Genomic DNA, 6,529 nt, shown 5'->3' on the forward strand with positions numbered 1-6,529 from the left:
ACGTCACCCCGACGAAAGGACGCACGATGACCGCGATGCAGAAGAAGGACGTCAACCCGGTCGCACACCTCACGCGCAGCGACATCGAGCGCCTCGGCGAGGAGCTGGATGCCGTGCGCGCCCGCATCGTCGAGAGCCGGGGCGCGAAGGACGCCGCGTACATCCGCGGCGTGATCAAGGGCCAGCGCTACCTCGAGATGGGCTCGCGCGCCCTGCTGCTGTTCTCCAAGAAGAAGCCGGCGTTCGTCGTCGGCACGGTCGGCCTGGCCGCCGCGAAGATCCTCGAGAACATGGAGATCGGCCACAACGTCATGCACGGCCAGTGGGACTGGATGCGCGACCCGAAGATCCACTCCTCGACGTGGGAGTGGGACAACGCGTCGCCGTCGGACCTGTGGAAGCACTCGCACAACGAACTGCACCACACGTACACGAACGTCATCGGCCGCGACAACGACCTCGGCTACGGCATCATGCGCGTCGACGAGGACCAGAAGTGGGTGCCGTTCTACCTCGGCCAGCCGGCGTGGAACTTCATCAACGCGTGCTTCTTCGAGTACGGCATCGCCGCGTACGACCTCGAGCTCGGCAAATACCTCAAGGGCCGCAAGGACAAGGCCGTCTTCCAGCGTGACAGCCGCAAGGTGCTGCACAAGATCCGCGAGCAGTTCACGAAGGACTACGTCGCCCACCCGCTCCTCGCGGCGCTCACCGGTTCGGGCAGGCAGACGATCAAGGCCAACTTCATCGCCAACCTCACGCGCAACCTGTGGACGCACTCCGTCATCATGTGCGGTCACTTCCCGAGCGGCGTCGAGACCTTCACGAAGAAGTCGATCGTCGGCGAGAGCCGCGGCGACTGGTACCTGCGTCAGATGCTCGGCTCGGCGAACATCTCGGGCTCGAAGGCGATGCACGTGGCCACGGGCAACCTGAGCTACCAGATCGAGCACCATCTGTTCCCGGATCTGCCGAGCAACCGCTACGAGGAGATCAGCAAGGACGTGCAGGACATCTGCGAGCGCTACGGCCTGTCGTACGTCACGGGCTCGCTGCCGCGCCAGGTCGCCTCGGCGTGGTGGACGATCATCCGTCTGTCGCTGCCCAACGACTTCGCCGCGAAGCTCGAGCGCAAGCCGCAGAACGTCACCGACCTCGTGCAGCGCCAGGTGCAGCCGAAGGCGGCCTGACGCCTGTCGACTCCCGTCAGCGGTGACGCCGAAGAAAGAACCCGGCCTTCCCTCCTTGGGGGGAGGCCGGGTTCGTTCGTTGTGTCGTTCCGTCGCCGGGCCCGTTCGTGACCGGGCCGGTCGACGGGTCAGATCAAGCGGATGAGCGCGGCCGTCGCGGCGGCCACGAGGACGACGACGATGAACGGCGCGCGCAACGGGAGCGCGACGACCGCGGCGAGCGCGGCGGCGGCGCGAGCGTCGAGCACCAGCTTGCCGTGGTCACCGACGAACGCCTGAACGCACACGAGTCCCGTCAGCAACGCGACGGGGAACAGGGCGACGACGTTCGACGTCTTCTTGCCTTCGAGGTACTTCGGCGGCACGAGGTAGCCGATGAACTTGAGGACGAACGACAGGCCGCTCGCGAGCAGAACGGTGGTCCAGGTGCTCATGCGCCCGCCCCTTCCTCGGTGGCGTCGTCACTCGGCAGCGTCGGCACCTCGTCCGTGCGTGTCGACCACCACAGGCCGACCGCGATGGCCGCGACGACGGTGGCGAGCACCGGCAGGCCGGCCTGGGTGACGGGGGAGAGGCCGAGGGCGATGACGGCCGCGAGCCCGGCCGTCAGCTTGCCCTGGAGCGTGCCGAGGCGCGGCCACAGCAGGGCGAGGAACGCACCGACCGCTGCGGCGTCGAGGCCGTACTTCTTCGGATCGCCCATGGCGTTGCCCGCGATGGTGCCGACGAACGTCATGGAGTTCCAGAGCAGGTACACGCCGAGGCCGGTCCACCAGAAACCGATGCCCGGCAGCTTCGCCGTCGGGCGACCGACGGCCATGGCGGCGGATTCGTCGATCGTCAATTGCGCAGCGACGACACGCTTGAGACCGCGGGGGCGCAGGATCGCGTTCAGCTGCAGGCCGTAGATGGAGTTGCGCACACCGAGGAGCGTCGAGGTCGCGACGGCGGATGCGCCCGTGCCGCCGGCACCGAGAACTCCGACGACGGCGAACTGCGAACCGCCCGAGAAGAGCAGGAGCGACAGCGCCATCGCCTGCCACGTGTTGAGGCCCGCCGCGATGGCGAGAGCCCCGAAGCTGATGCCGTAGACGCCGGTGGCGACGGCCAGTGAGATCGAGTCCTTCTTGACCGCACCCTCGTCCTCGTGGAGCGCGTCCACGGGGCCGTCGTGTCGGCCGTCCACGTCGTGTTGCCCACCGCCGTGTTGTCCATTGCCGTGTTGTCCGTGGCCGTGTTCCCCGTGACCCACGGCCGGCTCGACCTCGTCGCGCCGCTCGTCGGGCGTCATGCTTCGCGCCGTTCGTACGTGACGACGGTGAAGCCATCGCGCGGGTCGCGGTCGCTCTCGCGCCAGTGCTTCGGGTCGATGGTGGGGAAGTGGGCATCGCCCTCGGGCTCGAGGGGGATCTCGCTGATGAGCAGGTGTGTCACCTCGTCCATCGCGGCCTCGTAGATCTGTGCGCCACCGACGACGAAGGCGTCCTCGCCGGCGACCTCCTCGAGCGCGTCGTCGAGCGAGTGCACGACGACGACGTCGTCGCCCTTGGTGAGGTTCGGTGCGTACTCCGGGTTGCGCGTGACGACGATCGAGCGGCGGCCGGGCAACGCACCCATGCCCTCGAACGTGGTGCGCCCCATGATCATCGGGTGCCCCATCGTCGTGCGCTTGAAGTGTTTGAAGTCCTCCGGAATGTTCCAGACCATGTCTCCGTCGGCGCCGATGACGCCGTTGCGCGCGACGGCGGCGATGGATGTCAGGTGGCTCATGTCGGTTCCTTCGAACGCGCCGGGTCGGGAGCCGGCGAGGGGTGTTTCGGTGCGGTCAGACCGCGATCGGTGCCTTGATCGTGGGGTCGGCCTCGTAGCCCTCGAGGCGGATGTCGTCGAGGTCGAAGCCGTCGATGTCGCGAATCTCGGGGTTGAGCACGAGGCGCGGCAGCGGCTTCGGCGTGCGCGTCAGTTGCAGCTGCGCCTGCTCGAGGTGGTTGGAGTACAGGTGCGCGTCGCCGAGGGTGTGGACGAAGTCGCCGACCTCGAGGTCGGTCACCTGCGCCACCATGTGCGTGAGCAGCGCGTAGCTCGCGATGTTGAACGGCACCCCGAGGAACACGTCGGCGCTGCGCTGGTAGAGGCCGCACGAGAGCTTCCCGTCGGCGACGTAGAACTGGAACATCGTGTGGCACGGCGGCAGGGCCATGTCGTCGACGTCGGCGACGTTCCACGCGGAGACGATGTGGCGACGGCTGTTCGGGTTCGTCCTGATCGCCTCGACGACCTGCGCCAACTGGTCGACCTGCCGGCCGTCCGGGGTGGGCCAGCTGCGCCACTGGTGGCCGTAGATCGGGCCGAGGTCGCCGAACTCGTCGGCCCACTCGTCCCAGATCGAGATGCCGCGTTCGTGCAGCCAGCCGACGTTGGTGTCACCGCGCAGGAACCACAGGAGTTCACCGAAGACCGAACGCAGGTGAAGCTTCTTCGTCGTGGTGACGGGAAACCCCTGGGACAGATCGAAGCGCATCTGGTGGCCGAACACGCTGCGGGTGCCGGTACCGGTGCGATCGCCCTTGACGGCGCCTTCGTCGAGGATGCGCGTGAGGAGGTCGAGATACTGCTGCACCCGGCCACTGTACGGCGCTGCCCCCACACAGCCGTGCCCGTGTCGAGTGCCGGACTGCCTCGCGCGAGGCTTCGGGCCACAGCCGGAGGCCGTGCATTAGCCTGGGGCGCATGACGACGACAACTTTCGGACGCATGGTCACGGCCATGGTCACACCGATGAAACCTGACGGCTCCATCGACTACGAGGGTGTGGCTCGCCTCGCGAACCACCTCGTCGACAACGGACACGACGGCCTCGTCGTCAACGGCACCACCGGTGAGTCCGCGACGACCACGGACGAGGAGAACGTCGAGACCGTCCGCGCCGTCGTCGACGCCGTCGGCGACCGCTGCGCCGTCACCGCAGGCGTCGGAACGAACGACACCGCACACTCGGTGCGCGCGGCCAAGGCGCTCGCGGCCGTCGGCGCCGACGCCGTGCTCGTCGTGACTCCGTACTACAACAAGCCGACGCAGGCCGGCATCGTCGAACACTTCAAGGCCGTTGTCGGTGCCACCGATCTGCCCGCGATGGCGTACGACATTCCGAGCCGCACCGCCACGCCGCTCGCGAGCGACACGATCCGTGAACTGGCCAAGATCGACCAGATGCTCGCCGTGAAGGACGCCAAGGGCGACTTCTTCGAGGCGACTAAGCTCATGAACGAGACCGACCTGCTCTGGTACTCCGGTGACGACGTCTCCAACCTCATCTGGCTCAGCCTCGGCGCCGTCGGTCTCGTCTCCGTCGTCGGACACGTCGCCGGTAACGAGTTCCGCGCCATGATCGACGCCGTGGACGCCGGCGACATGACACGCGCCCGTGAGCTGCACACCCGGCTCATCCCGGCCATCGACGCCCTGATGAACACCTCGCAGGGCGCCATCATGGTTAAGGCCGCCATGGCCGACAAGGGTGTCATCGACAGTGACTTCATCCGCCTTCCGCTGCTGCCCGCCACGGACGACATGCGTGCGCGCCTGCGCGAAGGCCTGAGCGAAGCGGGACTTTCGTGAACGACACCGCACTCGAACTGAGCGCACCGCCCGCCCTGGCCAAGAACGGCGTCCGCGTCGTCGCCCTCGGAGGCCTCGGCGAGGTAGGGCGCAACATGACCGTCGTCGAGTACGAGGGTCGACTGCTCATCATCGACTGCGGCGTGCTCTTCCCCGAGGACCACCCCGGCGTCGACCTCATCCTCCCGGACTTCGAGTACATCAAGGATCGCCTCGACGACATCGAGGCCATCGTGCTCACGCACGGCCACGAGGACCACATCGGCGCCGTGCCGTACCTGCTGCGCATGAAGAGCGATATCCCGCTCATCGGCTCGACGCTGACCCTCGCGCTCATCGAGGCGAAGCTCAAGGAGCACCGCATCCGCCCGTACACGATGGCGGTCAAGGAAAGTCAGCGCGAGCAGATCGGCCCGTTCGACTGCGAGTTCGTCGCCGTCAACCACTCCATCCCCGACGCCCTGGCCGTCTTCGTGCGCACCGGCGGCGGAACGATCCTCGGCACCGGCGACTTCAAGATGGACCAGCTGCCGCTCGACGGGCGCATCACCGACCTGCGCGCCTTCGCCCGCCTCGGTGAGGAGGGCGTCGACCTGTTCCTCACGGACTCGACGAACGCCGAGGTGCCCGGCTTCACCACGCCGGAGAAGGACATCACGCCCGCCATCGAGCGCGTCTTCGAGCGCGCCGAGCGCCGCATCATCGTGGCCTGCTTCTCCTCGCACGTGCACCGCGTCCAGCAGGTGCTCGACGCCGCCGAACTGTACGGCCGCAAGGTCGCCATGGTCGGCCGCTCCATGGTGCGCAACATGACGATCGCCGCCGACCTCGGCTACCTCAAGGTGCCCGACAACGTGCTCGTCGACGTCAAGAAGCTCGACCAGCTCGAGGACGACAAGGTCGTTCTCATCTGCACCGGCTCCCAGGGTGAGCCCATGGCCGCCCTCGCCCGCATGGCCAACCGCGACCACCGCATCGACGTCGGCCCCGGCGACACCATCCTCATGGCCAGCTCGCTCATCCCCGGCAACGAGAACGCCGTCTACGGCCTCATCAACGGCCTCATGCGCCTCGGCGCCAACGTCGTGCACAAGGGCAACGCCATGGTGCACGTCTCCGGTCACGCCTCCGCCGGCGAGTTGCTCTACTGCTACAACATCGTCAAGCCGAAGAACGTCATGCCGATCCACGGCGAATGGCGCCACCTCGTGGCCAACGGCAAGCTCGCAGCAGCCACTGGCGTGCCCGCCGAGCAGGTGCTCCTCGCCGAGAACGGCGTCGTCGTCGACCTCGTCGACGGCAAGGCCGCCATCACCGGCGCCGTGCCCGTCGGGTACGTCTACGTCGACGGCTCCCTCGTCGGCACCACCGACGAAGACATGCTCAAGGACCGCCGCGTCCTTCGCGACGAAGGCTTCATCACCATCACCGTCGTGCGCAACGCCTCCACCGGAGAGATCGTCGCCGGCCCCGACATCCGCACCCGCGGATTCGCCGAAGGCGACGAGGTGTTCGAACGCATCCGCCCCAAGATCGAACAGGCGCTCGCCGACGCCCGCGGCAAGGGCATCACCGACACCCACCAGCTCCAGCAGGTCATCCGCCGCACCGTCGGCGGCTTCGTCGGCGGCAAGCTGCGCCGCCGGCCGATGATCATTCCGATTGTTCTGAACGCGTAGCCGGCGCTTCGCGCCGGCGGAGCGTTCAGAACAATCGGTCGC

At 67.6% G+C, this 6,529-nt stretch carries 7 protein-coding genes; 3 read left to right on the forward strand and 4 right to left on the reverse strand.

Going from position 1 to position 6,529, the window contains the following annotated elements; genetic code table 11:
- Nucleotides 1-26 precede the first annotated feature (26 nt).
- Nucleotides 27-1,190 carry an acyl-CoA desaturase gene (locus tag K9D12_RS01990; RefSeq protein ID WP_223059315.1) on the forward strand — a complete coding sequence of 388 codons (1,164 nt, stop codon included), beginning with the start codon at nt 27-29 and terminating at the stop codon, nt 1,188-1,190.
- A gap of 128 nt (nt 1,191-1,318) precedes the next feature.
- On the opposite strand, the gene K9D12_RS01995 is transcribed toward K9D12_RS01990, so the two are convergent.
- Genes K9D12_RS01995 through K9D12_RS02010 form a run of 4 tightly spaced genes read right to left on the reverse strand, consistent with a single transcriptional unit; the run spans nt 1,319 to nt 3,810 of the window.
- Entirely contained in the window at nt 1,319-1,624 is a 306-nt protein-coding gene (locus K9D12_RS01995; RefSeq protein ID WP_223059316.1) for an AzlD domain-containing protein, read from the reverse strand.
- The gene (locus K9D12_RS02000; protein ID WP_223059317.1) at nt 1,621-2,481 is read right to left on the reverse strand and encodes an AzlC family ABC transporter permease; all 861 of its coding nucleotides are present in this window, start codon (nt 2,479-2,481) and stop codon (nt 1,621-1,623) included. The genes K9D12_RS01995 and K9D12_RS02000 overlap by 4 nt, the downstream gene beginning before the upstream one ends.
- Nucleotides 2,478-2,960, reverse strand: coding sequence for a dihydrofolate reductase (locus K9D12_RS02005; RefSeq protein ID WP_223059318.1), 483 nt, complete (start codon nt 2,958-2,960; stop codon nt 2,478-2,480). The genes K9D12_RS02000 and K9D12_RS02005 overlap by 4 nt, the downstream gene beginning before the upstream one ends.
- Before the next feature lie 55 nt (nt 2,961-3,015).
- On the reverse strand, nt 3,016-3,810 hold the full coding sequence (locus K9D12_RS02010; RefSeq protein WP_118913073.1) for a thymidylate synthase: 795 nt from the start codon (nt 3,808-3,810) through the stop codon (nt 3,016-3,018).
- Between the two features lie 110 nt (nt 3,811-3,920).
- Here K9D12_RS02010 and dapA point away from each other — a divergent pair, with 110 nt between their 5' ends.
- Together dapA and K9D12_RS02020 are read left to right on the forward strand one after the other, a co-directional pair.
- Nucleotides 3,921-4,808 (forward strand): 4-hydroxy-tetrahydrodipicolinate synthase, encoded by an 888-nt coding sequence (gene dapA, locus K9D12_RS02015; protein WP_223059319.1) that lies wholly within the window; start codon nt 3,921-3,923, stop codon nt 4,806-4,808.
- Nucleotides 4,805-6,487 carry a ribonuclease J gene (locus K9D12_RS02020; RefSeq protein ID WP_223059320.1) on the forward strand — a complete coding sequence of 561 codons (1,683 nt, stop codon included), beginning with the start codon at nt 4,805-4,807 and terminating at the stop codon, nt 6,485-6,487. Before dapA ends, K9D12_RS02020 begins: the two co-directional genes overlap by 4 nt.
- Nucleotides 6,488-6,529: the final 42 nt, after the last annotated feature.

The organism is Dermacoccus sp. Tok2021 (genome assembly GCF_019895135.1).
Classification (GTDB): domain Bacteria; phylum Actinomycetota; class Actinomycetes; order Actinomycetales; family Dermatophilaceae; genus Dermacoccus; species Dermacoccus abyssi.